Source organism: Petropleomorpha daqingensis (assembly GCF_013408985.1).
Classification (GTDB): Bacteria; Actinomycetota; Actinomycetes; order Mycobacteriales; family Geodermatophilaceae; genus Petropleomorpha; species Petropleomorpha daqingensis.
In genome coordinates, this window is the sequence record NZ_JACBZT010000001.1 from 1,784,018 (window position 1) to 1,809,615 (window position 25,598).

At 75.1% G+C, this 25,598-nt stretch carries 21 protein-coding genes; 14 read left to right on the plus strand and 7 right to left on the minus strand.

Translation table 11 applies throughout. The features are described from left to right. Window positions 1-3 precede the first annotated feature (3 nt). Together GGQ55_RS08870 and GGQ55_RS08875 are read left to right on the plus strand one after the other, a co-directional pair. Window positions 4-474, plus strand: a complete 471-nt coding sequence (locus GGQ55_RS08870) for an SRPBCC family protein (RefSeq protein WP_179716125.1) — start codon at window positions 4-6, stop codon at window positions 472-474. A 128-nt stretch (window positions 475-602) separates the two neighbouring features. Beyond that, window positions 603-869, plus strand: coding sequence for a GlsB/YeaQ/YmgE family stress response membrane protein (locus GGQ55_RS08875; RefSeq protein ID WP_179716126.1), 267 nt, complete (start codon window positions 603-605; stop codon window positions 867-869). Between the two features lie 18 nt (window positions 870-887). Here the strand turns inward: GGQ55_RS08875 and GGQ55_RS08880 are convergent, their stop codons facing one another. Continuing rightward, window positions 888-1,526, minus strand: a complete 639-nt coding sequence (locus GGQ55_RS08880) for an MBL fold metallo-hydrolase (protein ID WP_179716127.1) — start codon at window positions 1,524-1,526, stop codon at window positions 888-890. Window positions 1,527-1,644: 118 nt separating this feature from the next. Between GGQ55_RS08880 and GGQ55_RS08885 the strand changes: the two genes are divergently transcribed. Beyond that, the gene (locus GGQ55_RS08885; RefSeq protein WP_179716128.1) at window positions 1,645-1,881 is read left to right on the plus strand and encodes a hypothetical protein; all 237 of its coding nucleotides are present in this window, start codon (window positions 1,645-1,647) and stop codon (window positions 1,879-1,881) included. Window positions 1,882-1,965: 84 nt separating this feature from the next. Here GGQ55_RS08885 and GGQ55_RS08890 read toward each other — a convergent pair whose 3' ends face one another. Then, on the minus strand, window positions 1,966-4,512 hold the full coding sequence (locus GGQ55_RS08890; protein ID WP_366489015.1) for a helix-turn-helix transcriptional regulator: 2,547 nt from the start codon (window positions 4,510-4,512) through the stop codon (window positions 1,966-1,968). Next, the gene (locus GGQ55_RS08895) at window positions 4,509-6,197 is read right to left on the minus strand and encodes an Hsp70 family protein (RefSeq protein WP_179716129.1); all 1,689 of its coding nucleotides are present in this window, start codon (window positions 6,195-6,197) and stop codon (window positions 4,509-4,511) included. The genes GGQ55_RS08890 and GGQ55_RS08895 overlap by 4 nt, the downstream gene beginning before the upstream one ends. 279 nt (window positions 6,198-6,476) lie before the next feature. Here GGQ55_RS08895 and GGQ55_RS08900 point away from each other — a divergent pair, with 279 nt between their 5' ends. The 3 genes from GGQ55_RS08900 (at window position 6,477) to GGQ55_RS08910 (ending at window position 10,985) form a co-directional block, all read left to right on the plus strand. Further along, entirely contained in the window at window positions 6,477-7,529 is a 1,053-nt protein-coding gene (locus GGQ55_RS08900; RefSeq protein WP_179716130.1) for an IniB N-terminal domain-containing protein, read from the plus strand. 124 nt (window positions 7,530-7,653) lie between these two features. Further along, window positions 7,654-9,483 (plus strand): dynamin family protein, encoded by a 1,830-nt coding sequence (locus GGQ55_RS08905; RefSeq protein ID WP_179716131.1) that lies wholly within the window; start codon window positions 7,654-7,656, stop codon window positions 9,481-9,483. Continuing rightward, entirely contained in the window at window positions 9,480-10,985 is a 1,506-nt protein-coding gene (locus tag GGQ55_RS08910) for a dynamin family protein (RefSeq protein ID WP_179716132.1), read from the plus strand. The genes GGQ55_RS08905 and GGQ55_RS08910 overlap by 4 nt, the downstream gene beginning before the upstream one ends. On the opposite strand, the gene GGQ55_RS08915 is transcribed toward GGQ55_RS08910, so the two are convergent. From GGQ55_RS08915 to GGQ55_RS08925, 3 genes are all read right to left on the minus strand, one after another. After that, window positions 10,959-11,510 (minus strand): hypothetical protein, encoded by a 552-nt coding sequence (locus tag GGQ55_RS08915; RefSeq protein ID WP_179716133.1) that lies wholly within the window; start codon window positions 11,508-11,510, stop codon window positions 10,959-10,961. The two genes, GGQ55_RS08910 and GGQ55_RS08915, sit on opposite strands and share 27 nt — an antisense overlap. 192 nt (window positions 11,511-11,702) lie before the next feature. Then, entirely contained in the window at window positions 11,703-12,479 is a 777-nt protein-coding gene (locus GGQ55_RS08920; RefSeq protein WP_179716134.1) for an enoyl-CoA hydratase-related protein, read from the minus strand. A gap of 118 nt (window positions 12,480-12,597) precedes the next feature. Further along, window positions 12,598-13,557 (minus strand): cyclase family protein, encoded by a 960-nt coding sequence (locus GGQ55_RS08925; RefSeq protein WP_179716135.1) that lies wholly within the window; start codon window positions 13,555-13,557, stop codon window positions 12,598-12,600. Between the two features lie 226 nt (window positions 13,558-13,783). Between GGQ55_RS08925 and efeU the strand changes: the two genes are divergently transcribed. From efeU to GGQ55_RS08950, 5 genes are all read left to right on the plus strand, one after another. Further along, window positions 13,784-14,707: an iron uptake transporter permease EfeU gene (gene efeU / locus GGQ55_RS08930; protein WP_179716136.1), complete on the plus strand. Its 924-nt coding sequence runs from the start codon at window positions 13,784-13,786 to the stop codon at window positions 14,705-14,707. Then, window positions 14,694-15,833, plus strand: coding sequence for an iron uptake system protein EfeO (efeO, locus tag GGQ55_RS08935; RefSeq protein ID WP_179716137.1), 1,140 nt, complete (start codon window positions 14,694-14,696; stop codon window positions 15,831-15,833). The genes efeU and efeO overlap by 14 nt, the downstream gene beginning before the upstream one ends. Window positions 15,834-15,840: 7 nt before the next feature. Beyond that, a complete protein-coding gene (gene efeB, locus GGQ55_RS08940; RefSeq protein ID WP_179716138.1) occupies window positions 15,841-17,142 on the plus strand; it encodes an iron uptake transporter deferrochelatase/peroxidase subunit in 1,302 nt (433 codons plus the stop codon). A 198-nt stretch (window positions 17,143-17,340) separates the two neighbouring features. Further along, window positions 17,341-18,951 (plus strand): protein kinase domain-containing protein, encoded by a 1,611-nt coding sequence (locus GGQ55_RS08945; RefSeq protein ID WP_179716139.1) that lies wholly within the window; start codon window positions 17,341-17,343, stop codon window positions 18,949-18,951. Window positions 18,952-19,038: 87 nt separating this feature from the next. Next, entirely contained in the window at window positions 19,039-20,505 is a 1,467-nt protein-coding gene (locus GGQ55_RS08950) for a protein kinase domain-containing protein (RefSeq protein ID WP_246323783.1), read from the plus strand. A 6-nt stretch (window positions 20,506-20,511) separates the two neighbouring features. On the opposite strand, the gene GGQ55_RS08955 is transcribed toward GGQ55_RS08950, so the two are convergent. Beyond that, the gene (locus tag GGQ55_RS08955) at window positions 20,512-21,033 is read right to left on the minus strand and encodes a hypothetical protein (protein WP_179716141.1); all 522 of its coding nucleotides are present in this window, start codon (window positions 21,031-21,033) and stop codon (window positions 20,512-20,514) included. A gap of 160 nt (window positions 21,034-21,193) precedes the next feature. Here GGQ55_RS08955 and GGQ55_RS08960 point away from each other — a divergent pair, with 160 nt between their 5' ends. From GGQ55_RS08960 to GGQ55_RS08970, 3 genes are all read left to right on the plus strand, one after another. Continuing rightward, window positions 21,194-22,477 carry a competence/damage-inducible protein A gene (locus GGQ55_RS08960; protein ID WP_179716142.1) on the plus strand — a complete coding sequence of 428 codons (1,284 nt, stop codon included), beginning with the start codon at window positions 21,194-21,196 and terminating at the stop codon, window positions 22,475-22,477. 135 nt (window positions 22,478-22,612) lie between these two features. After that, complete coding sequence (locus GGQ55_RS08965) at window positions 22,613-23,518, plus strand: hypothetical protein (RefSeq protein WP_179716143.1); 906 nt, start codon at window positions 22,613-22,615, stop codon at window positions 23,516-23,518. Between the two features lie 92 nt (window positions 23,519-23,610). Then, window positions 23,611-25,506 (plus strand): serine-rich family protein, encoded by a 1,896-nt coding sequence (locus GGQ55_RS08970; protein ID WP_179716144.1) that lies wholly within the window; start codon window positions 23,611-23,613, stop codon window positions 25,504-25,506. Window positions 25,507-25,598: the final 92 nt, after the last annotated feature.

Below are 25,598 nucleotides of genomic sequence, written 5' to 3' on the forward strand. Positions count from 1 at the left end.
CTCATGACGACGGCGAGCGGTAGCCGCGAGGTCCCCTTCCCGCGCGCGCGGGTGTGGCAGGCGCTCGCCGTCCTCTCCCCGTACTGCGCGGTCTGCGACGTCTCCTACGTGGTCTCCGGCTCGCCGACGGCGGGCACCGGGACGACGTTCGTGTGCGTCCCGGGCCGGCTGGAAGGCGGCCGGGCGCCCGACGCGGGCGCTCCGCAGGGCGAGATCGTCGACTGGGTGCCCAAGAAGGTCGTCGCGACGCGACTGGAGCTCACGCCGGAGACCTGGACGACGCGGATCGAGCTGGCCGACGCCGGCCCCGGGGCGACCCGGGTGACGATCACCCTGACGCACGAGGCGAAGCGCGGCAGCCGGGTGGTGCAGCGCATCCAGCAGGGGGCGATGCGGCGGCTGGTGCAGCGCACCGTCGACGCCGAGCTCGACAAGCTGCCCGCGCACGTCGACCAGGTGGCCGAGACCGCCTGAGCGCCGTCCCCGGTTCGGGGGAACCGTGCATCGGGCCCGGTCGTCAGGGTAGGTGCGGCGCAACTGCACCGGCGCCGTGCAGCCGGCTGACCGCCGGCACGCGCCGGTCCGACCCGGAGGAGACGGACATGATCGGCTTTCTCGTCGCAGGACTCGTCATCGGCGCCCTGGCGCGGCTCATCATGCCGGGCAAGCAGAACCTGTCGATCCTGGCCACGCTCGGCCTGGGCCTCGTCGGCTCGCTGATCGGCGGCACGATCGCCTGGATGCTCGGCACCGGCAGCATCTGGGAGCTCAACGTGCTGGGCTTCATCCTGGCCGTGGTCGCCAGCGTGCTGCTCGTCGGCACCGCGGAGGCGATCACCGGCGGCTCCCGCCGCCGGGCGATCAGGTAACTCGGACCCCCGGGGGACTCACAGGTCGACCGAGTCCCCCGGGGACAGCCGGCTGTAGGGGGTGGGGGTGCCCGGGCCCCGCTCGCCGAGCAGCCCGGTGAGCACGCCGAGCCCGCTGTCGTTGAGCAGGCCGTCGTGCAGCGCGTACGCCTGGTCGGCGCGCACCTCGCGCACGTAGTCGATCACCTCTGCCGCCTTCGACCAGGGGGCGTGGATCGGCAGCAGGAGCGTGGCCACCGGCTCGTCGGGCACGGTGAACGCGTCGCCCGGGTGGAAGACCTGGCCCTCGACCAGGAACCCGACGTTGGCGATCCGCGGGATCTCCGGGTGGATCTGCGCGTGCAGCTCGCCGTGCACGTGCACCTCGAAGCCGGCCGCGGTCACCGCGTCTCCCGCGCCGACCACGTGCACCCGCGACCCGGCGCCGTCCAGCAGCTCGGCGACCGACCGGTTGGTCCACACCTCCAGCGCCGGGTCGGCCTCCAGCGCCGCCTTCAGCTGGTCGGGCACGACGTGGTCGAAGTGCTCGTGGGTCACCAGGACGGCGCTCGCGCCCTGCAGCACCGACGGATCGGTGAAGGCCCCGGGATCGATGACGAGCCGGCGGTCCCCGTCGCTGAGGACGACGCAGGCGTGCCCGTGCTTGGTGAGCTCCATGACCGCATCCTGCACCGGACGGGCTCGGGATGTGCAGGGGCGTCCGTCTCCCCCTTCGGGGGGAGGGGACCCGGGGGGACCGTAACCAGCGGACGGCGACCTGCCGACCGTTCGGGACATGACGACCCCGACCGTCGCCCCGGCGCCCGCCACCGTCTACGCCGCCGCGCGCAGCCGCGCCCACGGCCCCACCACCGCCCTGTGGCACGCGGTCGAGGTGCACCGGCCGACCCCCGAGGTCGACGGCGCCTGCGAGCTGACCCTCTGCGGCTCGCTCGCCCGCATCATGACCGACGTGGAGTGGCCGACCGTCGCCCGTGACGTCTGCCCCGCCTGCGTCACCCTCGCCCGCTGACGCGGCGCCCCTGAACGCCCTGTCGCCGGGTGGGGGGACACGCCCCGGCGGCAGGCGCACGCCTCCTCCGGCCGCGGCCCGCCGTCAGCTGCCGAGCGCGAGTTCGGCTCTCAGCCGGGCGAGCAGGTCCGACCGGTTGCTCGCCCCGAGCCGCTGCCGGATGCGGGCCACGTGGTGCTCCACCGTCTTCGCCGAGATGAACAGCTTCCCGCCCACCTCGCGGTAGGTCTGCCCGGCCACCAGCAGCTCGGCCACCTCCCGCTCCCGCGAGCTGAGCTGGCAGCCGCGGATCGGCTCCGGGGCGGCCTCGGCCGTGGCGCTCCGGGGCGCCGGCGCCGCCTCGTCGTCCTCGGCCAGCGACCGCGCGCACGACAGCAGCGCCGTCCGGTCCCGCGGATCGGCGGCCCGCGCCGCCGCCTGCCCGGCGAGCCGGGAGCCGTCCCAGGCCAGTCCCACCGCGCCCAGCCCCTCGGCGGCGGCCACCACCGCCATCGCGTCGATGTCGTCGTTGAGCACGTGCAGCCACGAGCGGCCGGCGGCGGCCAGCGCGGCGGCGAACCGGTTGGTGCGCGCCGCGGCCACCAGCGCCGTGGCGTGCGGGCCGAGCGCGGCCGGATCGCCGCTGAGGATCGCCGCCTGCACGCCGCTCCAGTGCAGCGACGTGGCCCACAGCGGCGCGCCGCCGAGCCGACCCAGCAGCTCGGTCGTCGCGGCCCGGTGCGGAGCCAGGACGCCGCCGGTGCCCAGCCGCGCGCCGGCGACCACCAGCTCACCGAGCGGCAGCAGGCTGAACAGGTCGATGGGGTGGCGCAGGACCGCCTCGCGGGCGTGGTCCCAGGCGCGGGCGAGGCCCGGCAGGTCGCTGTTGCGGCGGGCCAGCCCGACCTCGAGCGCCCGCAGGAAGAGCTCGTCGCGCGGCTCCAGCGGCGAGCCGGCCGCCTCCGTCGCGTGCGCCCGGGCGGCGTGCAGCCGGCCCCGCAGCATCGAGGCCCAGGCGAGCAGCAGCAGGTGCCGGGGGTGGGCCGGACGGCCGCCGAGCTCGTGCGCCAGCGCCCGCCGCAGCACCGACTCCGCGATGCCGAGCTCGCCGTTGTGCAGCGCGACCAGCCCGGCCAGCGCCGCCGGGGTGTCGGCGAGCAGCACGCCGCTGCCGAGCGGCTCGAGCAGCTGCGTCGCCTGGGACAGCAGCGACAGCGCCCGCGGGACGTCGTCCGACCCGGCCGTGCCGAGCGAGGCGAGCACGCCCTGGGCGGTGAGCACCTGCCCGGCCGCGACCAGGCTCGGGGCCGCCCAGTTGCCCTCGGCCGGGGCCAGGACCGCCTCCGCCTCGGCGCGTGCGCCGGCGGCCGTCAGCACGAGCGCCAGGGCGCCGGTGGCGTCACCTCCGGCCTGCCGGAGCAGGTCGGCGCTGCGCCCGAGCAGCCCTCGGCCTGCCAGGACGGCACCGGCCACCCGCGCCGCGCGGTCGTGGTCGGGGACCGTGGCGTCCTGCAGCGCCGCGTCGGCCAGCGACAGGGCGGCGTCGAACTCGCCGAGCAGCGCCGCGGCCTCGGCCCGGCGGGCGGTGAGCGCCGGCTGCCCGGTGGCCGCCGCCTCGGCGAGCAGCTCGCCGGCCAGCCGCGGGTCCGCGGTCAGCGCGAGGCCGCCCTGCTCGGCCAGGAGGGCGCCGGCGCGGGGGTTGCGGTCCCCCTCGCGGGCGATCGCCCGGGCCAGCTCGAGCGGTCGTTCGCCCCTGTCCAGCAGCAGGTTGAACAGCCGGCGCCGCAGGCCGCGCACGCCCTCGCGCGGTGCGGCGGCGAGCAGGATCCGGCGGACCAGGGGCACGACCTCGCCGGAGGCCAGCAGGAAGCCGGTGGCCCGCGCGCAGGCGACCAGGTCGCCGGCCTGCGCGACGGGGACCTCGAGCGCGTCGGCCAGCAGGTCGGGGTCGAGCGGGGCGCCGACGGCCAGCGCGCAGAGCACCGCGCGGCCGGCGTCGTCGAGGGCGGCCAGGTCGGTGCGCACCCGGCCGGAGACCTCCGGGGGGATCTCGAGCCGCACCGGTTGCGCCGCGGTGAGGCGGGCGGCCGGCCGGGCGGCGGCGCGCAGCAGCGGCAGGGCGAGGGCCGGCACGCCGCCGGTCTCGCGCAGCACGGCCTCGACCACCTGCGGCGCGGCGGGCACGCCGAGCGCGCGCAGCGACCATCGCTGCAGGGCGGACCGCGACAGGTTGCCCAGGACGGCGGAGTCCCCGACCGCGGTGACCGCCATCAGCTCGGGCGGTCGCGGCCACGGCCGGTAGGCCAGCGCCACCCGGACGGCGGGGTCGCCCGCCAGCTGCCGGACGCGGGTCAGCGACGGCGCGTCCAGCCGGTGCGCGTCGTCCACGAGGACGGCGATCGGTCGGCCCGTCGCGTCGGCAAGGGGGACCCGGCGCAGGTCGAGCACCGGCACCCCGGCGTCCGCCCACAGGCCGCCGAGCTCGGCCAGCAGCGCGGTCTTGCCCGTGCCGCCCGGCCCGCGGACCGAGACCACGGTCCCGCCGCTCTCGGGGCCGCCCACGTCGTCGAGCAGCCGTTCGGCGGTGGCCTGCAGGTCCGGGTCGGCCTCGGTCGGCGCGGAATCCAGCGCCCAGCCGTCGAGGAGGCTCACGGCGTGGCCGGTGCGGTGTCGGCCGGCGGCGTGTCAGCGGGCGGCGGTGGCGGCGGGTCGCTCGTCACCGGTGGCGGGTCGCTGGTCACGGGCGGCGGGTCGCTGGTCACGGGCGGCGGGTCGCTGGTCACCGGTGGCGGGTCGCTGGTCACCGGTGGCGGGTCGCTGGTCACGGGGGCGGGATCGGTCACCGGGGCCGCCGCCGTCGTGCCCGGGTCGGTCGTCGCGACCGTGGTGTCGACCGGGGCGGCCGCGGCCGACGCGGCTGCCGGAGATGACGCCGCAGCGGCGGCCGCCCTCGAGGCGGTCGAGCCGCCGGTGCCGGCCTTGCTGCTGCTGCGGGGGCTCGCGGCCCGGGTCGAGTGCCCGGCGGAGCGGGACGTCCCGTGGGCGGCGGCGGTCGTGCCGGCCGGTCCGGTGGCCGCGGCCGGGGAGTCCGGGCCGGTCGTGCCGGCCGCCGGTGACGAGTCGGCCGCGCTGGCGGCGCCCCCGCCGTGGGAGGCCAGCACCCCGGAGTCGAGGGCCGCGAGCAGCGTGACCGGGGTGGCCAGGATGGCGACGAACAGGGCCGCGACCAGGGCGACCCGGCTGAGCGCCGCCGGCCCGGTCGGGCGCCGGCGGCGCCGTCCGGCCAGTTCGTCGTCCTCGTAGGGCTCGTCGTCCTCGGGGACGTCGTCCTCGACGAATGCGTCGCCGGGTTCCTCGTCGGCGACGACCGCGAGCTCGACGGTCGGCACCGCGGGCGCCTCGATCAGGTCGAGCGCGAGCTCGGCGGCACCGCAGGCGGCGGCCTGCTCCGGTTCGTCGGTCATCAGGACGGGTAGGCCGAGGTCGGCCGACAGCGCCTCGGCCACGGCGGGCAGGCGCGCGCCACCGCCGGCGAGCACGATCCCGTCCAGCTCGGAAGGCTCCAGCCCGGCACCGGTCACGGCGGCGCGCAGGGCGCCGACCGACTCGGTGACCGCGTCGGCGAGCAGCTCGTCGAGGTCCTCGCGGACCAGGCGGATCGGCCGGGTCTGCCCGTCGATCTCGACGCGGACGTCGGTCTGTGTACTCAGCGCCTCCTTGGCGGCCACGCACGCGGTCCGGAGCGCCGTCGGGGTGGTGGGCAGGAAGCTGCGGACGTGCTCGACGACGGCGTCGTCGACGTCCCGGCCGCCCCAGGGCAGCGGCGCCGGCGGGGGCGCGACGTGCGCGAGGTCGCCGTCGGCGTCGGCCCGGACGACGGCGGTGTCGAGCGTGCTCGCGCCGAGGTCGTACACCGCGACCGTCGCGACGGCGGGCACGGTGCCGGTCGCGCGGCCGTGGCGGGTGACGGCGACCGCGCTGGAGACCAGCGTCGCGGTGCCGTGCAGCGCCTCGTCGAGAGCCTGCCGGCGGTGCTCGCTCCAGGACGGCGGCACGGTGACGACGGTGGCCGCCGCGGGCCCGCGCTGCTCGGCGACCCGCTCGACGACCTCGGCGATCACGGCCGCGACCGCGTCGGCGGCCGGGCGCGGCCGCCCGTCCACGTAGAGCGGGACCGGATCGCCGACCCGGTCGAGCAGGGCGCCGGTGCACCCGGTGTCCGGAAGAGGTGGCAGACGCAGCGGCTCGGCGCAGCGCTCGTCGCCCGGAGAGCACGCGGCGACCGTGATGGTCGCGTCCCCCAAGTCGATCCCGAGTCCGTATCCGTCTGCGCTCATCCGTCCCCCTGGTCTGCTCCGACCCGGACGCCCCTAGCGCGAGGACGTCGCGGGCGGACGCTAACGGTCCGCAACCGGGTGGCGGGCCGATGACGGCCCCCCGGGGGGCAAGAGGGGGGCGACACCCCGAATCCCCTAACGCTGTGTGCGGGGGATCCCCCCGGTACGGGGTCGTCTCGTCGCGGGCTGCCACCCGATGCCCGGGCTCGCCCCGGCACCGAAGACTCCCGACCAGCAGCCGGACACCAGCGGACGGCGCGACTCAGGGATCAGGTGACGATGTCCAACATCACGAGCACGCTGCTCGACTTCATCCTCTCGCTGCTGAAGGACCCCCAGCAGGCGCAGGCGTTCAACGAGCACCCGGAGCAGGCGCTCCACGACGCCGGCCTCAGCGACGTGTGCGGCGCCGACGTCCAGGCGATCATGCCGATGCTGTCGGACTACGCACCGGCCGGTGTCTCCCCGTACCACGCCCACAGCAGCGGCTACTCGCCCAGCTACTCGAAGCACAACCAGGGCCGGGACAACTACCAGCACGGTCCCGAGCACGACGGCGGCTACCAGGCCATCGAGCACATCAAGTACGTGCAGCAGAACTACAGCTACTCGCACACGCAGGTCCTCGACTTCTCGCACAGCGTGTGGGGCGACCAGTACAACGTGTGGGCCGAGGACTCGGCCGTCGCGATCAACGGTGGCGTCGCGGCCGGCGACGACATCAAGGACTCCGAGGTCAAGGCCGTGAACAACACCGGCGACGGCTCGGCCGTCGGCTTCGGCAACACGGTCCAGAACTCGGACTCGTTCAACCACATCGCGAACAGCGGGGACGGCGCGACGGTCGGCGTCGGGAACACGTCGGACTACGAGGGCGCCTTCAACCACAACAGCGGCGACGGCGCTGCTGTGGGCTACGAGAACACGACCGACGACTCGGGCAACAGCGCTGACAACGGCGGCAACTCGGGCGAGGGCGGCACGGTCGACAACTCGGTCCACGACTCGAACAACTCCGCCGACCACGGGGGCGTCTCGGGCGAGAACAGCAGCGCGGACAACTCGCACGTCGACGTCGGCCCGATCGACGTCGGTGGCGTCGCCATCGCCGGCCAGAACGCGGTCGCCGGTGAGGACAACACCAACGTGAACGACTCCAACGGTGTGGTCGCGGCCGGCGACGACATCAACCACTCGCTGGACGACAACTTCTCGCCGTCGGACAACTTCTCGCACAACGACACCGACATCCTGTCGCACAACTTCAACGGCAACGAGGTCGAGCAGGGCCACGGGCCGATGGGCCCGCCCGAGATGCACATGGCGCCCTGATCCGCACAGCCGCACCGGCCCAGTCCGGCTCCGATCTCGGGGGATCGGGGCCGGACTGCTGTGCGCGGTGGGTCGGAGCTGATGGGATGCGGACGGGCTCTCGTCCGCTCGTGGGGGAGGAAGCGTGAGCACACCGATCGGCCTGCTGGAGCGGGCGCAGACCCTGGCCGCCCGGTGCGAGCGGCCGGAGCTGGAGCGCCGGCTGGGCGCGACCCGCGAGCGGCTGGCCCGTTCCGCCGTCCGGGTCGTCGTCGCCGGGCAGGCCGGCAAGGGCAAGAGCGCGCTGGTGAACGTCCTGGTGGGGGCACCGGTGTGCGGTGTCGCGGGGGACACCGTGCCCATCGGCCCGGCCGGCGTCTCCACGCCGGTGCCCACGCTGGTGCGCGGCGGCCCGGCACCCACGGCGGCGCTGGTCCTCGCCCGTCCCGGGCAGCCCGGCGAGCTAGAGCGGTCCGCCGTCCCGGTGGAGACGCTGGCCACGCAGCTGGTCCGGATCGCCGACGACGCGGCCGGCCGGCTGGTGCGGGCCGAGGTGGAGCTGCCTCGGCAGTGGCTGGCCGGCGGCCTCGAGGTCGTCGACACGCCGGGCGTCGGCGGTGTCCGGGTGACAGCGACCCTGGGCACCGTCGACCTGCTGCCGACGGCGGCCGCCGTCCTCGTCGTCACCGACGCCTCGCAGGAGTTCACCGCCCCCGAGCTGGCCTTCGTGCGCCAGGCGGTCGCGCTCTGCGAGCACGTCGTCGTCGTGGAGGCGAAGACCGACCTCTACCCGTCCTGGCGCCAGATCGCCGAGCTGGACCGCGGCCACCTCGCGCGGGCCGGTCTCGACGTGCCCGTCTTCTGCGTCTCCACCGTGCTGGAGGTCGCCGCGCTCGCCGCCCGCGACGCCGAGCTGCACGCCGAGTCCGGCATCGGCCCGCTGCGCGAGCACCTGCGCGAGGAGGTGGTCGAGCGCGCCGCGGAGCGGCGGGAGCGGGCCCTCGTGCACGACGTCGCCTCGGTCACCGAGCAGCTGAAGCTGGCCGTCAAGGCCGAGCTGGCGGCGATGGAGGACCCCGCGTCGGTCGCCGACATCGCCCAGCGGGCGGAGGCGGCCTCCGCCCGCATCCAGGAGCTGGGCCGCAACAGCGCGCGGTGGCAGCAGATGCTCAACGACGGGGTCACCGACCTCATGGGCGACATCGACTACGACCTGCGCGACCGGACCCGGGTCATCGCACGCGAGGCCGAGGAGACGATCGAGGCCAACGACCCCGGGCAGATCTGGGACGAGATCGCCGACTGGCTCGAGGTGCGGGTCGCCGGGGCGATGACCGACAGCTTCGTGTGGGCCGCCCAGCGCTCGGAGTGGCTCGCCGCGCAGGTGGTGGAGCAGTTCGCCGAGGAGCGCGCCGCCGTCGTCCCCGAGCTGGCGGTCGGCACCCCGGACGAGGTGCTCGACGACATGGTCGAGGTCGCCGACCTCGACCGCGGGAACATGCGGGTCCGCGAGCGGCTGATCGTGGGGATGCGCGGGTCCTACAGCGGCGTGCTCATGACCGGGCTGGTCACCAGCCTGGCGGGCATGCCCCTGCTCAACCCGGTGTCGCTCATCGCGGGCGTCGTCCTGGGCCGCAAGGCGTACAAGGACGACGCCGAGAACCGCAAGCAGCGGCGGCAGAACGAGGCGAACAACATCGTGCGGCGGCACCTCGACGAGGTCGTGTTCCAGGCGGGCAAGGTGCTCAAGGACCGGCTGCGCACCGTCCAGCGGACGCTGCGCGACCTGATCTCCGAGACCGTGACGGAGCTGTCCGCCACGCTGGCCGAGGCGAACCGCGCGGCGCAGCTGGCGATGCGCACCGTCGCCGCCGAGCGGGAGAACAGGCTCCGCGAGCTGAGGATCCGGCTCGACCTGCTCGACCGGCTCGGCACCGACGTGCGCCGCCTGCCCGGCGCGGCGGTCGCCCGGTGACCGCGCCGGGGCCGGGGATCGGCGAACTCCTCGACGACGCGATCGGGTTGTACGCCGACGTGCCCGCGGCGGCGGCCCGGTTGCGCGCGCAGCGGGACCGGCTGGACGAGCCGCTGCGGGTCGGGCTGGTCGGGCGGGTCAAGGCCGGCAAGTCCACGCTGCTCAACGCCCTGGTCGGCGAGCGGCTGGCGCCCACCGACGCCGGCGAGTGCACCCGGGTGGTCACCTGGTACCGCAACGGGCCCATCCCCCGGGTGGTGCTGCACCCGGTCAGCGGGCCGCCGCGGGTGCTCCCGGTCCGCCGGTCCGACGGCGCCCTGCGGCTCGACCTCGGCGGCACGCCGGTGGCCGACGTCGACCGGCTGGCGGTCGACTGGCCGACCACGGCGCTGGCCCCGATGACCCTGGTCGACACCCCGGGGGTCGCCTCGCTGACCGAGTCGGCCGGGGCGCGCACCAAGGCGTTCGTCGCCACCGACGAGGTCCCGGCGCCCGACGCGCTGGTCTACCTGACCCGGCAGCTGCAGCCCGAGGACCTCGGTGTCCTGAACGCCTTCCGGGCCGCCACCGGCGGCGCTGCCCTGGCGACGACGACCCTGGTGGTGCTCTCCCGGGCCGACGAGGCGGCGGCGGGGCGGCTGGACGCGCTCATCGCCGCCGACGACCTGGCCCACCGCACCGCCGAGGACCCGGCGCTGCGCGCGCTGGGCGCCGGCGTGCTGCCGGTCTCGGGGCTGCTCGGGCTGGCCGGCCGTACGCTGCGGCACCGCGACTTCGTGGCGCTGGCCACGCTCGCCGACGCCGACCGTGCCGATGCCGAGCGCATGCTGGTCAGCGCCGACCGGTTCGCCCGCCCGGAGGCGCCGGTCCCGATCTCGGCGGCCATCCGCGTCGCGCTGCTGGAGCGGCTGGGGCTCTTCGGCGTCCGGCTGGCGGTGGCCCTGGTCCGCGGGGGCGCCCGCTCGGCCGACGCGCTCGCCGACGAGCTGGTGACCCGCAGCGGACTGGCCGAGCTGCAGCGGCTGCTCGCCGTCCGCTTCGTGCACCGCGCGGCCAGCGTCCGGGCGGGCACCGCGCTGGCCACCGTCGAGCAGGTGCTGCGGGCCACCCCGGTACCGGGCGACCAGCGGCTGTGGGCGTCCCTGGAGCGGGTGCGGCTGGCCCGCCACGACGTCCGCGAGCTGGCGCTGCTCGGCCGGCTCGCCGCCGTCGACGTCCCGCTGCCGGCCGCGCTGCGCCCGGTGGCCGAGCGGATGCTCGGCGGCGCCGGTCCCGCGGCCGCCGACCGGCTGGGCCTGCCGCCCGACACCCCGGACGACGAGCTGCGTGCCGCCGCGCTGGTGGAGCTGGACCGCTGGCGGACGCTGGCCGCCGATCCGGAGGCCACGCGCGCCACGGTGGACGCGTGCGCCGTCCTCGGCCGGGCGACCGAGGGCCTGCTCGCCGCGCTGGACGGCGTCCTGACGCCGGTCGGGTCAGTGGCGGCGCAGCCAGGCGCGTGAGGCGCGCACCGGCAGCAGCACCAGGCCGGCGAGCACGCACGCGCCGAAGACGAGGAACGACCAGCGGTCGAGGTCCGTGGCGCCGCCGGCGACCAGGTTCTGGTCGAGGACCGCGGCCGCGAGCGCGAGCACGCCGGCCACCGGCAGCACCCAGAGAGCGGCCCGGCGGCGGCGGTTGAGCAGCACCGTGCCGATCAGCACGCCGAGCAGGACCACCCCGGTGAAGACCGCCGCGGCGGCGATGGTCACGGTGACGCTGTCGTGCAGCACCGCCGCCGTCCGCTTCGGAGCAGCCGCGCGGGCGGAGAGGTAGAGCTCGTCGCGCAGGCCGGTGGAGTCGATCGCCGACGTGGCCACCGCGACCACCCCGGCCCCGACCGCGAACGTCCACAGGACGGCCCCGGCGCGGACCGGCCACGGGGTGCGCGGCGTGGCGCTGCGCAGACCCGGCAGCGGCAGATCGCTGGTGACACGCGGTCGAGGGGGAGGTGCCGACGGCGCAGCGGTGCGCGGACGCGGGGGCATCGGGGCTCCAGTCGACCTCGTCGGCGTCGTCGCGGTCGAGGGGCGGTCCTGGGCAAGGGTCACGGACGCCTCCCTTCCTGCCGGGGAGACTCGCACCGCCTCCGGCCGGGAAGCGAGCCGGCCACGTCCGGTACGCGGAGTACCGGCGGGTACCCAGCAGGTCGGCACCGCGCGCCACGGGCGCGGTTGCGGTCAGTGACCGGTGAACCGGGCCGGGCGCTTCTCCAGGAAGGCCTCGACCGCCTCGCGGTGGTCGGCGGTCTGCCCCAGCTCGGTCTGCAGCCGCGCCTCGAGCGCCAGGGTCTCCTCCAGGGAGGCGGTGGCCGCGGTCGCGAGCACGGTCTTCACCGCGCGGTAGGCGGCGGTCGGGCCGGCGGCGAGCCGGGTGGCCAACGCCTGGGCCTCGGGCAGCACCTGCTCGGCCTCGACGACGCGGTGCACCAGGCCCCACTGCGCCGCGGTCTCGGCGAGGAACGGCTCGGGCAGCAGGAGCAGCTCGGTGGCGCGCGAGACGCCGACCGCGTGCACCAGCCGGGCGGCCAGCGCCGAGTCGCTGGACAGCCCGATGCCGGTGAACGCGGTGGTGAACTTCGCCCCGGCGGCGGCGATCCGCAGGTCGCCGGCGAGCGCGATGCCCAGCCCCGCGCCGGCGGCGGCGCCGTTGACGGCGACCACGACCGGCACCCGCAGGCCGGCCAGCGCCAGCATCAGCGGGTTGTACTCGTCCTCCACCACCGACAGCGAGGTGGCGGCGTTGCCCCGCAGCGACTCGACGTGCTCGGCGAGGTCCTGGCCGACGCAGAACGCCCGGCCGGTCCCGGTGAGGACGACGGCCCGCACCGATTCGTCGCCGGCGATCTCGGTGACCGCGGCGAGCAGGTCGCCGCGCAGCGCGTGCGAGAGCCCCGGCCGCTGCATGGTGATCGTGGCGACGCCGGCAGCGTCCTCCCGGGTCACGGTGTCGGACATCGTCGTCGTCCCGCCTTCCTTCTGGGCTGCTCGGGTCAGGCATGGGAAGCCTTACATGCGTTTTCGCGGTGAGAACACAGGTATCGCTTCCCATGCCTGGGAGCCCGGGCGGGTCAGGTCACTTGATGGCGAGGGGGTTGACCGGGGAGCCGGACGCCTCGTGCACCTTCAGCGGGGCGGCCGCGTAGAGGAACGTGTACTGCCCGTCCTCGGCGCAGCTCGCGGCCAGCTTCTCCAGATCGGCGATCTCGGTGAGGGTGACCCCGAGGTTGCGCATGAGCGCGCAGTGCAGCGGCAGCGCCACGCCGCTCTCGGGGTCGGTGGTGACCTCGTTGGCGATGGTGTCGGTGACCAGGTTCGGGATCTCCATCTCCTGGAACCAGCGCACCAGCTCGGGGCTGTAGGTCAGACCGGGCTCGTTGAAGCCCTCGTAGAACGCCGGGCCCTGGTCGAAGAACAGCTGCAGGAAGTTGGTCCGGATGACCAGGACGTCGCGCTTCTCGATCTGCACGCCCTGCGCCTCCGCGCACGCGATCAGGTCCTCGTGGGTGAACGTCTCGCCCTTGTCCAGGGTCGGCTTCCCGCGGAAGCGCGCCATGTCGAGCAGGATCCCGCGGCCGACCACGCCGCGCTGGGCGATCGGCTCGACGCTGGCCTTCTTCAGGCCGCCGACCGTCGTCCGGGCGTCGTAGCCGTTCCAGATCTTGCCGCCGTACCAGACGTGCCCCAGGGCGTCGTACTGCGTGGAGCCCTGCAGGAAGGCGTTGATCTTGTCGTCGGCGTAGTGCAGGCCGCCGGGGAACGCCGGGGCGTCGGCGCCGTCCCAGCTCGACTCGTCGAGGATCTGCGTCCGCTCGGCGGGCGAGCGCCCCGGCCAGACCGGGTCGCCCTTCGGGTCGCCGATCAACCGCTGCAGCGCGAAGACCTCGCCCTTCTTCACGTGCCGCACACCGCGCAGGACCTCCTCCGCGGTCAGGTAGTTGAGCGCCCCTACCTCGTCGTCGTCCCCCCACTTCCCCCAGTTGGTCGGGGCGTCGGCCAGGACCTCGGTCATGTCGGGGGCGGTGGTCTGGGTCATGAGGGATCTCCCGTCGACTCGGCAGTGAGAAGACGAGCCGAGCGCACTCCCCACCCGGCCCGGTGGCCCCACCGTCACAGCGGGTGGGGAGTGCGTCAAGTCGTCGCCCCGGGGCCCGGACGACGGCGTGCGCGGGGGCCTGGACGGCGGTCCAGGAAGCGTGAGTAAGGTAAGCCTTCCCTCAGGCCATCCGACCTGGGCGATGTCGACAGAGAGTGGTCGTGCGATGGGTCAGGCGTTCCTCGCCAGCTACCTCATCGGGCTCCGCGAAGGCCTGGAGATGGTCCTCGTGGTCAGCATCCTGGTCGCGTACCTGGTGAAGACGGGACGCCGCAAGCAGCTCCTGCCGGTCTGGCTGGGCGTGCTCGCCGCGGTGATCGTGAGCCTCACCTTCGGCTGGGTCCTGACCTACGTCTCCTCGACCGTCCTCTACGGCCCGCAGCACGAGCTGTTCGACGCGATCACCTCGACGATCGCCGTCGCCCTGGTCACCTGGATGATCTTCTGGATGCGCCGCACCGCGCGCCGCCTGTCCGGCGAGCTGCGCGGCCGCCTCGACGGCGCGATCGGGATGGGCGTCGGCGCCGTCGTCGGCATCGCCTTCCTCGCCATCGTGCGCGAGGGCCTGGAGACGACGCTGCTGTTCTTCGCCTCGGCGCAGGGCGCGACCACCGCCGCCCCGCTGGTCGGCATCGGCGCCGGGCTGCTCACCGCCGTCGGCATCGGCGTGCTGCTGTACGTCGGCGCGATCAAGATCAACCTGTCGAAGTTCTTCACCGTCAGCGGCGTCCTGCTCATCTTCGTCGCCGCCGGGATCTTCAAGTACGCGATCCACGACTTCCAGGAGGCCGGCGTCCTGCCCGGCCTGAACCACCTCGCCTACGACGCCAGCGGCTGGCTGGACCCGGCCAGCTGGTACGGCGCGGTCGTCTCCGGCCTGTTCAACATCACCCCGCAGCCGTCGGTGCTCGAGTCGATCGCCTACGTCGTCTACCTGGTGCCCGTGCTGACCATCTTCCTGTGGCCGTCCCGGAAGAAGACCGCCACGGCCGCCCCCGCGGCGCCCGCGACCGCGGCCCCCAACGTCGTCGCCGACGTGGCGCCGGCCGTCCCCGCTCCCACGGAGAAGCCCTCGCATGCGCGTGCGTGACCGCCGGATCCTCCTGCTCACCGCCGGCACCGTCGCCGCCCTGAGCACCGCCGCCTGCAGCAGCTCCGGCGGATCAGGAGGGTCGCAGAAGGCGCAGGACACGATCGCCGTCTCCGCGACCGACACCACCTGCGACGTCAAGGCCGACACCCTGAAGGCCGGCACCCACGAGTTCACGATCACGAACAACGGCTCCAAGGTGACCGAGTTCTACGTCTACGCCGAGGGCGACCGGATCATGGGCGAGGTCGAGAACATCGCCCCGGGCGTCGCCCGCCGGCTGCTCGTCGAACTGCCGGCCGGCGACTACCAGGCCGCCTGCAAGCCGGGCATGGTCGGCGACGGCATCCGGCACGACCTGACGGTCACCGGCAGGAGCACCCAGCTCTCGGACGACGAGGAGCTCTCCGCCGCCGTCGACAGCTACGCGCAGTACGTGCAGACGCAGGTGAGCGCGCTGCAGGAGAAGGCCCAGGAGTTCGCCGACGCGATCAAGGCCGGCGACATCCCGAAGGCCCAGGCGCTCTACCCGGTCGCCCGCTCCTACTACGAGCGCATCGAGCCGGTGGCCGAGAGCTTCGGCGACCTCGACCCGAAGATCGACGCCCGCGAGAACGACGTCGAGCCCGGGGACACGTGGACCGGCTTCCACGTGCTCGAGCGCGACCTGTGGCAGACCGGCGACGTCTCGCAGTCCGGCCCCGTCGCCGACCAGCTGGTCAGCGACATCGACGACCTCGCCACCCGGGCCGAGGACCTCGAGCTCCAGCCGCTGGACCTGGCCAACGGAGCGCTCGGCCTGCTCGACGAGATCGCCACCGGGAAGATCACCGGCGAGGAGGACCGCTACTCGCACACGGACCTGTACGACTTCGCGGCGAACCTCGAGGGGTCGCAGCAGGCGGTGCAGTCGCTGCGGCCGGTCATCGCCGACCGGGACCCGGAGCTGGCGACCGCTCTCGACGAGCAGTTCAAGGCCACCGCGGCCGAGCTGGAGAAGTACCACACCGGCGACACCTGGACGACGTACACGGACCTCACGCAGGACCAGCTGCGCGCGCTGTCCGACGCGCTCAACGCCCTGGCCGCGCAGGTCAGCCAGGTGCCCGCGGTGATCGCGCAGTAGGAGCCCCATGAGCGAGCAGGACACGGCGACCGACCGGCCGGCGCGGGGGATCTCCCGGCGCCGGCTGTTCGGCCTGGCGGGGATCGGCGCGGCCGGGGTGGCCGTCGGCGGCGTGGCCGGCGGGGCCATCGCCCGGGCCACCGACGACCCGGCGACGGCGACCGCGTCGGCGGCGTCCGACGCCATCGCCTTCACCGGCGCCCACCAGGCGGGCATCACCACCCCGCAGCAGGACCGGCTGCACTTCGTCGCCTTCGACGTCATCACCGACGACCGCGACGTCCTGGTGGAGCTCCTGAAGAACTGGACGGCGGCCGCCCGCCGGATGACCGCCGGGCAGGACGCCGGCCCGACCGGTGCGCTCCCCGACAACGCCTACGTCCCGCCGGACGACACCGGTGAGGCGATCGGCCTGCCCGCCGCCGGGCTCACCCTGACCGTCGGCTTCGGCCCCACGCTGTTCACCGCCGCCGACGGCCGCGACCGCTTCGGCCTCGCCGACCGCCGGCCGGCGCCGCTGCAGGACCTCCCGCCGTTCCAGGGCGACGAGCTCGACCCCGCGATCAGCGGCGGTGACCTCTGCGTCCAGGCCTGCGCCAACGACCCGCAGGTGGCGGTGCACGCCGTCCGCAACCTGGCCCGCATCGGCCAGGGCGTGGTGAGCGTCCGCTGGTCGCAGCTCGGCTTCGGCCGGACGTCGTCGACGTCCACCGGCCAGGCCACCCCGCGCAACCTGTTCGGGATGAAGGACGGCACGGACAACCTCAAGGCCGAGAACGCGAAGGCCCTGGACGACTTCGTCTGGGTCGCCGACGGCGACGGCCCCGACTGGCTGACCGGCGGCTCGTACGTGGTCACCCGCCGGATCCGGATGGAGATCGAGGCCTGGGACCGCCAGCCGCTGCGCGAGCAGGAGCAGGTGATCGGCCGGACCAAGGGCACCGGCGCGCCGCTGGGCCAGAAGGCGGAGTTCGACCCGGTCGACTTCAGGAAGCAGCAGGGCGGCCGGTTCGCGATCCCCCAGGACTCGCACGTCTTCCTGGCCCACCCGACGAACTCCGGGACGGCGATCCTCCGCCGCGGCTACAGCTTCGTCGACGGCTCCGACGGGTTGGGGCGGCTGGACGCCGGGCTGTTCTTCATCGCCTACCAGCGCAACCCGGAGACCGGGTTCGTCCAGGTGCAGAAGAAGCTGCGCGGCGACCGGATGAACGAGTACATCCAGCACACCTCGTCGGCCGTGTTCGCCTGCCCGCCCGGCGTCCGGGACGGCGAGGACTGGTGGGGGCGCGCGCTGTTCACCGCGTGAGCGGCATCGGTGTGGCAACAGTCGCGCTGGGGACCGGTCCTTCCCGGCGCGCACCCGGCTATCGTTTCGTGGGGCATGTGTGATCCGTGCGCTCTCCGGGAAACGTGTTACTCGGCAGAGGCGCCCGCGACGCGGGCCCTGGGCAGCAATGTGGCGGCCCGCAGACAGCTGGGCCGGACACGCGAGGAGTGACCCACGGTGGTCGAACCGGGACGTCGGTGCCTCGGTGACCGCTATGAGCTGCAGCAGCTGATCGCCGCCGGCGGCATGGGCCAGGTGTGGCGGGGGCACGACGTGCTGCTCGGTCGCCCGGTCGCGGTCAAGGTGCTGCGCAGCGAGTACACCGGCGATCCGACCTTCCTCGCCCGGTTCCGTGCCGAGGCCCAGCACGCCGCGTCGCTCTCGCACCCCAACATCGCCGCCGTCTACGACTACGGCGAGACCATCGCCGAGGACGGCAGCGGCGAGACCCTGGCCTACCTGGTCATGGAGCTGGTCGAGGGCGAGCCGCTGTCGGCGGTGCTGCGCCGCGAGGCGCCCCTCGACGTCGCCGCCACCCTGTCGGTGCTGCGGCAGACCGGCTACGCGCTGCGCGAGGCGCACCGGGTGGGCATGGTCCACCGCGACGTCAAGCCCGGGAACATCCTCGTCCAGGCCGACGGCAGCGTGAAGATCACCGACTTCGGCATCGCGTGGTCGGCCGGCAGCGTGCCGCTCACCCGGACCGGCCAGGTCATCGGCACCGCGCAGTACCTCTCGCCCGAGCAGGCCGAGGGCAAGCACGCCACCCCGGCCAGCGACGTCTACGCGCTGGGCCTGGTCGGCTACGAGTGCCTGACCGGGCACGCCGCCTTCGCGGGCGAGAACCCGGTGACGATCGCGCTCAAGCAGATCCGCGAGCAGCCCGAACCGCTCTCCGCCGAGCTCCCGCCCGGCGTGCGGACCCTGATCATGGTGGCGCTCGACAAGGACCCCGAGGGCCGCTATCCCGACGGCGGGGCGTTCGTCGACGCCGTGGAGGACACCATCGCCGGCCGCGCGCCGACGACGGTGGAGGTCGACCGGCCGGCCGCGGCGATCCCGGCCCGGCCCGAGCCCACCGACCCGCCGACGCAGGTGACCGCCGCCGCCCCGGCGGCCGGGCACTCCATCCGTCCGCCGGCGCGCCGCCGCCGCTCGCTGGCCCTGGTCGCGCTGGCCCTGCTCGTGCTCCTCGCCGGTGGGGGCGCCGCGTTCCTCTACCTGCAGCGGGCGGGTGACGACGGCGGCACGGCCGCGGCCGCGGCCACCAAGAAGTTCGAGAACGGCCAGATCGTGCTGGTCGCCGCCGACTACGTGGGCCACCCGGTGGACGACGTCATCGACCAGCTCAGCGGCCGCGGCCTCCAGGTGCAGCTCAAGCCGGTCGAGGACCCGGCCGTCGCGCCCGGCACCGTCACCGACGTCAGCCCGGCCGGGACGCCGCTGAAGTCCGGCGACACCGTCGTCGTCACCTACGTGCGCGCGCCGGGCGACACCTCGGTGCCGCGCGGGCACTCCCAGACCGCCGCCGTGGTCGGCACCCAGGCGACCTCCGAGCCGACGGCCACCGACTCCTCGTCGGTGCCCGCGCAGCAGACCGGGTCGAACGGCCCCACGGCCGGTGGCTCGACGCCGTCCGACGGGTCGTCGTCGTCCGACAGCACGAGCACCTCGACCTCCACCGAGACGACGACGAGCACGGAGACCAGCACCTCCACCTCCACCTCGACGTCCACCAGCACGAGCACCTCGCCGTCGACAGACACCGACGCCGGCGTCCAGGGCTGACCTCCGGCTGTCGCCCGATCGTGGCGGCAGGTGTGCCGAGCGCCCCCGAGGGGCATGGGGAGCCGGGCGTCGTCAGGGGAGGTTGTGTTGGTCGCACCGGGCGGGCCGCCGATCGGCGGCCGCTACGAGCTCGGCCCGTTGCTGGCCACCGGCGGCATGGGGCAGGTGTGGAGCGGGCGCGACCTGCTGCTCGGCCGGCCGGTCGCGATCAAGGTGCAGCGCAGCGAGTACACCGGCGACCCGACCTTCCTGGCGCGCTTCCGCGCCGAGGCCCAGCACGCGGCGCTGCTGGCGCACCGCAACATCGCCGCCGTCTTCGACTACGGCGAGGTCTCGGCCGAGGAGTGCGGCGAGCACCTCGCCTACCTCGTGATGGAACTGGTGGACGGCGAGCCGCTGTCCGCCGTCCTGGCCCGCGAGCAGCGCCTGGACGTCGAGCGCACCCTCGACGTCCTGCACCAGATCGCGGCCGGGCTCGCCGCCGCGCACGCCGCGGGCGTGGTGCACCGCGACGTGAAGCCCGGCAACGTGCTGGTCGGCCGCGACGGCGTGCTGCGCGTGACCGACTTCGGCGTCGCCTGGTCGGCCTCCGACGTCCCGCTCACCCAGACCGGCCAGGTCGTCGGCACCGCCCAGTACCTCTCGCCGGAGCAGGCCGAGGGCGGCCGCGGGGGCCCGGCCAGCGACGTGTACGCGCTCGGCCTGATCGGCTACGAGTGCCTGGCCGGGCGCCGCGCCTACGACGGCGGGACGCCGGTGCAGATCGCGCTGCGGCGGCTCCAGGAGAATCCCGCGCCGCTGCCGCCCGGCCTCCCCGAGGACGTGCGGACGCTGATCGGCCGGGCGCTGTGCCGGGAGCCCGCCGAGCGCTTCCCCGACGGCGCGGCGTTCCGCGACGCGGTCGACGACGTCCGTGCCGGGCGGTCCCTGCCCCCGCTCGAGCCGACCACCCTGCCCCTGCCGCCGCGGCGTTCCGTGCGCCGGGTGCTCACCCCGGTCGCCGCGCTGGCCATCGGCGCCGTCCTGGGTGTCGGCGCGCTGCAGCTCGTCGCCGTCCCGACGACCACGCCTCCCGTCGCCGCGCAGGCGGCGCCGGCGACGGGGGTGACGCTGCGGTCGGCGGACTACGTGGGCCGTCCGGTCGACGAGGTCGAGGCCGCGCTGGTCGACCTGGGCCTGCAGGTGGTGCGCAGCGCGCAGACCACCGGGTCCGCGGCGCCGGGGACGGTGCTCGGCGTCGGCCCGGTCGGCCTGGTGTCGCCCGGCCAGCTGATCACCGTCACCTACGCGGTCGCCCCGGACCCGGCCCCGTCCTCGGAGGCGCCGTCGTCCTCGTCCGTCACGACGGTCGAGGCCGCGGTGGGGAGCGCGGCGGCCGCCCCCGCCCCGGCTCCCGCCTCTGCCGGCGGCGTGGTCGAGGCGGTCACCGGCCCCGGCAACCATCCCGCGGGGCCGGGCGGCGGGCCCGCGAACGGGCCCGGCAAGCCCGACGACAAGCCCAAACCGCCCAAACCGCCGGAGCCGGCGGGGCCCGGCAAGGGGAAGGGCAAGTAGCGCAGCTCAGCCCTTGCGGCCGGGGGCCAGCCAGAGCGAGACGCCGAGGCAGCCCAGCGCGGCGGTGAGCAGGAAGCCGCGGTCGGTCCCGCCCACCGGCAGGACGACGAGCACCCAGAAGACGGCGAGGCCGCACAGCCCGGCGGCCGAGATCCGCCACGAGCGGTCGCTGCCCGCCCGTGCGCCGCGGGCCACCGAGGCGAGCACGCCGACCAGCGCGGCGACGGTCGCGAACGCCGACCACAGCGGCACCGTGTGCCAGAACGAGGCACCGTGGCCGGGGCCCCGCAGCAGGCCGACCTCGAGCAGCGCCACCGCGGCGACGCCGAGGCCCAGACCGATCAACCCGCCGGGTCGCCGCCGAGGGCGCCGGGTGGCCGAGACGACGGTGCGGTCGGCCGGTGGCGGCCCGGGCACGCGCTCGACGGGCTCGGTCTGGTGGGACTGCTGGGGCGCGGCCGGTGCCGGCGGCGGGGGGAGCGGCGCGGCGATCGGGGTGGCGTCGTCCTCGACGGTCGGTGTGGTCACGGCGTGCTCCTCGGGGTCGACGGCGGGTTCACGGTGACGAACCCGTCCGTTCCCGGACGCTAGGGCGGCGCGTCGGCACCCTCCGGCAGCCCGGACGGGCGGGTCGAGTGCGTCGCTGCGGTCCGCAGCCGACCGGTCGCCGCCCGGTTAGGGTCGCCGGGTGGCAATCCGCGCCGGCGTCGTCGTCACCGGGACCGAGGTCCTCACCGGCCGGGTAGCCGACCGCAACGGGCCGTGGTTGGCCGAGAAGCTGCGCGAGCTCGGGGTCGACATCGGCCACGTCGTCGTCGTGGGCGACCGGCCCGACGACCTGGAGAGCGCCCTCGACTTCCTGGCCGGCACCGGCGTGGCGCTGGTGATCACCTCCGGCGGGCTCGGGCCGACCGCCGACGACCTCACCGAGCAGATCGTCGGCGACTGGCAGGGCCGCCCGTCGGCCGTCGACCCGGCGCTGGAGCAGCGGATCGGCACGATCGTCGAGCGGCTGATGGCGCGCCGCGGCTGGCGTGCCGATCCCGAGGCCACTGCGGCGGGGGTGCGCAAGCAGGCGCTGGTCCCGGCGGGTGCGACGGTGCTGGAGCCGGTGGGGACGGCGCCGGGGCTCGTCGTCCCGCCGGCCGACGGGCGCACCGGGCCGACCGTGCTCGTGCTGCCCGGCCCGCCGGCGGAGCTGCAGGGGATGTGGGCGGCCGCCGTGGCCACCGAGCCGGTCCAGCGGGCGCTGGCCGGCCGGGCGGAGCTGCGCCAGGAGACGCTGCGGCTGTGGGGGACGCTGGAATCCCAGCTCGCCGCAACCCTCCGCGACCACGACGCGGAGCTCGGCGGGCTGGAGATCACCACGTGCCTGCGGGACGGCGAGCTGGAGATCGTCACCCGCTACGCCCCTCCTGAGCAGGCCGCCTACGAGCGCCTGACCGCGGCCGTCGAGGCCGACTTCGGCGACACCCTGTTCTCCCGCGGCCCCACGCTCGACGACCTGGTCGCGGACGCCTTCGCCGACCGCGGGCTGACCGTGGCGACGGCCGAGTCGTGCACCGGTGGCCTGCTCGCCGCGCGGCTCACCGAGCGTCCCGGCTCGTCGGCGTGGGTGCTCGGCGGCGTCACCGCCTACGCGAACTCGGCCAAGGAGGAGCTGCTCGACGTGCCGGCCGAGGTGCTGGCCGCGCACGGCGCGGTGAGCCCCGAGGTCGCCGCCGCCCTGGCCGAGGGCGCGCGGGCGCGGTTCGGCGCGGACGTCGGCGTGGGGATCACCGGCATCGCCGGGCCCGACGGCGGGACGGCGGACAAGCCGGTCGGCACCGTGCACCTGTGCGTGGCCGGTCCGGACGGCCGGCAGGCGAAGTCGCTGCGGCTGCCGGGGTCGCGGTCCGCGGTCCGGGCACGGTCGGTCGTCATGGCGATGCACCTGCTGCGGGTGCTGCTGCTCGGCGGGCCGCCGGCCTAGTCGAAAGCCGACCCCCGAGCGGATGTCCCCGAACCCGACAAAACCGGCCGGTCCTGTTCTGGGTGAACCCGACAGAGATCCACCAAATGGCTGCCGATCGGGTTGGGCACCATCATTCGTGCCTACCGTCGGGCCATGCCGGAGCCCGGAGCAGCGCTCGACCAGCGGGAACGCTCCCGCCGGTCGTGGGTGCGCCGCGGGCTCCTGGTGCTCGGCTTCCTGGCGGGTGGGTTCTTCCTGCTGCTGCTGACGAGCGGGACCGCTCAGGCCAGTGAGCACGCCCCGGACGGGAATCCGTTGGGCCGCGCGGTGTCGGCCGTCGCGGACACCGCAGCGCCGGCCGTGCACGCGGTCACGGCGCCGGTCCACGAGGCCGCCACCCCCGTCCTGGCCCCGGTGGCCGAGACGGCCGCGCCCGTGGTGGCGCCGGTCGCTCCCGCCTTCGCTCCGGTGACCGAGGCCGTGGCTCCGGTGACCGAGGCCGTGGCTCCGGTGACGAAGGCCGTGGCTCCGGTGACCGAGGCCGTGGCTCCGGTGACGAAGGCCGTGGCTCCGGTGGCCGAGGCCGTGGCTCCGGTGACGGAGGCCGTGGCTCCGGTGACGGAGGCCGTGGCTCCGGTGACGGAGGCCGTGGCTCCGGTGGCCGAGGCCGTGGCTCCGGTGGCGGTCCCGATCGCCGACGCGATCGTCCCGGCCCCGGTGCCGGCTCTGGTCGCCGCCGAGCAGCCCGCTCCGAGCGCGCCGGTGGCCGCCCCGGCCCCGAGCGCCGTCGGAACCACCCCGGCCGCCGTCGGAACCACCCCGGAGGCCGCCGTGACCGAGAGCCCCGCCGTCCCCACCCCCGCGCCGGTCGCCCCGGTCGCCCCGGCCACGCCGGCCGCGCCGTGCTCGTCCTCCGCCGGCGGCCAGCCGACGTCCTCCCCGCTCGCCACCGTCGACGCGCTGCTGGAGCAGCCGTTGCTGGCGGGCGTCGCCTCGAGCGCGCCGATCGCGACGCTCGAGCACGGCTCGTTCCCCGAGCCGTCGTTCTCGCCCGACTGAGGGGTCCCGAGCGGACGAGCCGTCGTCCGCGCTCCCGCTCCACGACCGCGCCGAACCGCGCGGCCACCTACTCGGGACAAGGACCCATCCAGATGAACCGCACCATCCGCAACGGCCTCGCCGTGGCGACGATGTCCGGCGGCCTGTGGCTGCTCGGCCACGCCGTCGCCAGCGCCAGCGAGGTCCCGCAGAACCCCGTGTCGGACTCGATCAGCTCGCTGGCCTCGGCGGGCAGCGGCGACGCCACCCAGGACGTCGGATCGGACCAGTCGGCCACCAGCGGCGACAGCACCACCACCGGTGGCGACGCGAACTCCAGCAGCACCAACACCGCCGGGGACGCGAGCCAGTCCAACACCGGCACGACCGGGGACAACAACTCGACCACGGTCTGCGTGGCCCTGGAGTGCCGGACCGGCGACTCCACGACGGGGTCGAACTCCCAGTCCAACGGCTCGGCACAGGGCGGAGACGTCGAGGGCAGCGGCAACGCCACCTCCGGCGACACCTCCGGCGGGGACTCCACCGCCACCTCTTCCGGAAACGAGGCCGACCCGTGGAACGGTTCCGGCGCGGCGGGCTCCGGCTCGTCGTCCGACCGGAACGGCTCTGCGTCCAGTGAGGCCTCGTCCGGCGATCCCGACCAGAGCACGTCGTCGGACCAGTCGGCCACCAGTGGCGACAGCACCACCACCGGCGGCGACGCCGACTCCAGCAGCTCGAACACCGCTGGGGACGCCGACCAGTCGAACACCGGCACCACCGGCGACAACGGCTCCATGACGTACTGCGTGGCCCTGGAGTGCCGGACCGGGGACTCCTCGACCGGCTCCAACCACCAGTGGAACGGCTCTGCGGAGGGTGGCGACGTCGAGCACAGCGGCAACGCCTCCTCCGGGGACACCTGGGGCGGGGACTCCACCGCCACCTCGGCCGACAACGAGGCCGACCCGTGGAACGGCTCGGGTTGGGCTTGGTCGACGGCGCAGGAGAACTCCCGCGGCGACTGGTGGGGCCGCAACAGCGGCTGGTCCGAGAGCAGCGCGAACTCCGGTGACGCCACGCAGGACGCTACGTCCGACCAGTCGGCGACCAGCGGCGACAGCACCACCACCGGCGGGGACGCGACGTCCAGCAGCACCAACACCGCTGGCGACGCCGACCAGTCGAACACCGGCACGACGGGGAACAACGACTCCTCGACCCGGGCCGGCAACGGCGCCGGTGCGCAGGAGAAGGGCAACGGCTGGGAGCACGGTAGGGGCGGCGACGTCTGGACCGGGGACTCCTCGACCGGGTCGAACCACCAGTGGAACGGCTCCGCGGAGGGTGGCGACGTCGAGCACAGCGGCAACGCCACCTCCGGCGACACCTGGGGCGGGGACTCCACCGCCACCTCTGCCGGCAACGAGGCCAACCCCGTCAACGGCTCCGGCCCGGCCGGCGCCTGGTCCTCCTCCCGCAGCGGTCACCACTCCAGCCACGGCCACGGCCACGGCGACTGGGAGGGCCAGCCGTGGATGAGCCGCGGCTCGGACGACCGTTCGGGCAGCTCGGCGGACAGCACCGCCGGCTCGGGCGACGCCGACCAGACGGCGACGTCGGACCAGTCGGCCACCAGCGGCGACAGCACCACGACCGGCGGCGACGCCGATTCGTCGAGCACCAACACCGCCGGTGACGCCGACCAGTCCAACACCGGCACGACCGGCGACAACAACTCCTCCACCCGGGCCGGCAACGGACATGACCAGGAGAAGTCCTACGGCCGGCACGGTGCGGACGGCGACGTCCGGACCGGCGACAGCACCACCGGCTCCAACCGCCAGTCCAACGGCTGGGCCGAGGGTGGCGACGTCGAGCACAGCGGCAACGCCACCTCCGGCGACACCTGGGGCGGCGACTCCACCGCCACCTCTGCTGGCAACGAGGCCGACCCGGTGAACGGATCGGGTCCGGCGTTCGCCGGCGCGCACGCGTCGCACTGACGCACCCGCACCCAGACCCGCCCGGGCGTCCTCGGACGTCCGGGCGGGTATGCGTGCGCCCGGCGGAAAATCGACCGGCAGAATCCGGTTCT

Coding starts and splice junctions, on each gene's coding strand:
- GGQ55_RS08915 (WP_179716133.1), bottom strand. CDS start 11,510: ATGCCCCCGCGTCCGCGCACCGCTGCGCCGTCGGCACCTCCCCCTCGA.
- efeU (WP_179716136.1), top strand. CDS start 13,784: ATGGGTCAGGCGTTCCTCGCCAGCTACCTCATCGGGCTCCGCGAAGGC.
- GGQ55_RS08920 (WP_179716134.1), bottom strand. CDS start 12,479: ATGTCCGACACCGTGACCCGGGAGGACGCTGCCGGCGTCGCCACGATC.
- GGQ55_RS08870 (WP_179716125.1), top strand. CDS start 4: ATGACGACGGCGAGCGGTAGCCGCGAGGTCCCCTTCCCGCGCGCGCGG.
- GGQ55_RS08880 (WP_179716127.1), bottom strand. CDS start 1,526: ATGGAGCTCACCAAGCACGGGCACGCCTGCGTCGTCCTCAGCGACGGG.
- efeB (WP_179716138.1), top strand. CDS start 15,841: ATGAGCGAGCAGGACACGGCGACCGACCGGCCGGCGCGGGGGATCTCC.
- GGQ55_RS08895 (WP_179716129.1), bottom strand. CDS start 6,197: ATGAGCGCAGACGGATACGGACTCGGGATCGACTTGGGGGACGCGACC.
- GGQ55_RS08900 (WP_179716130.1), top strand. CDS start 6,477: ATGTCCAACATCACGAGCACGCTGCTCGACTTCATCCTCTCGCTGCTG.
- GGQ55_RS08925 (WP_179716135.1), bottom strand. CDS start 13,557: ATGACCCAGACCACCGCCCCCGACATGACCGAGGTCCTGGCCGACGCC.
- GGQ55_RS08970 (WP_179716144.1), top strand. CDS start 23,611: ATGAACCGCACCATCCGCAACGGCCTCGCCGTGGCGACGATGTCCGGC.
- GGQ55_RS08885 (WP_179716128.1), top strand. CDS start 1,645: ATGACGACCCCGACCGTCGCCCCGGCGCCCGCCACCGTCTACGCCGCC.
- GGQ55_RS08965 (WP_179716143.1), top strand. CDS start 22,613: ATGCCGGAGCCCGGAGCAGCGCTCGACCAGCGGGAACGCTCCCGCCGG.
- GGQ55_RS08875 (WP_179716126.1), top strand. CDS start 603: ATGATCGGCTTTCTCGTCGCAGGACTCGTCATCGGCGCCCTGGCGCGG.
- efeO (WP_179716137.1), top strand. CDS start 14,694: ATGCGCGTGCGTGACCGCCGGATCCTCCTGCTCACCGCCGGCACCGTC.